This is a genomic window from Bergeyella anatis (assembly GCF_036016955.1).
Taxonomy (GTDB): Bacteria; Bacteroidota; Bacteroidia; order Flavobacteriales; family Weeksellaceae; genus JAYWXI01.
Genome location: NZ_JAYWXI010000089.1, coordinates 1 through 672, shown reverse-complemented (window position 1 = coordinate 672; position 672 = coordinate 1). Strand labels below are relative to the sequence as shown.

General features: G+C 38.1%; 1 protein-coding gene and 1 pseudogene. Both read right to left on the bottom strand.

All coding sequences use genetic code 11. From position 1 onward, the window contains the following. On the bottom strand, positions 1-448 hold a 448-nt coding region (locus VQ048_RS12370; protein ID WP_327611947.1), incomplete at its 3' end, for a hypothetical protein. A gap of 76 nt (positions 449-524) precedes the next feature. Then, positions 525-672, bottom strand: a pseudogene (locus VQ048_RS12365) (DUF932 domain-containing protein); the annotation flags it as partial.

Genomic DNA, 672 nt, shown 5'->3' with positions numbered 1-672 from the left:
TCAAAATTTTTGTTAATTCCATTTCAGCTGTCCAAAATTCCTCGCCCGTATGCTTCCCGTGAGCGGTATAGTATATATTTCCATATCGGTCAAGTTTTAATCGGTAACAATCTAAAGTGCTTTGAGGGGCTGAAAATTGCTCTTGTTCTTTCTGCTCTAACTCCACAAAAGTCCAATCCGCACTGTCTAATAAACTATCTAAATTTGAGGTTGGTTCTTCTATTAGTTTCGGTTGTGTGGTCTTGTAAAAATCCACAAAGGTATCTCGGTAATTAACCGACAAAAAACAATCATCATTCTCTATATTGTCCAACACTTTAAGGCGTTGGGCTTGTTGCTCTTTCCACCCTTGCGAAATAGTTATAATCGCAAAGTCGCAACTATCCCACTCGCTGCCTGTGTAGGCTCTTACTAAAATATGCCTTGTTGGTGTGTGTGATTTTTTCATTGCTTTATGGTTTATAAAGGCGGTTACTATGATATAACCGCCTTTGGGTTAGTATTTAATTTTTCGTTATCCTCTGTTAGTTGTAACTAAACATCTCGGCTCCGTGTTCTGCGAAAACATTACAAAGGTCAAAGGCTTTTTGTCCTCTGCTTTGTGCAGTTCCGCCCATTACTAAGGATTTTAATTTGCTTTCATCGTCCTTGTAATTACATACATTTTGATAG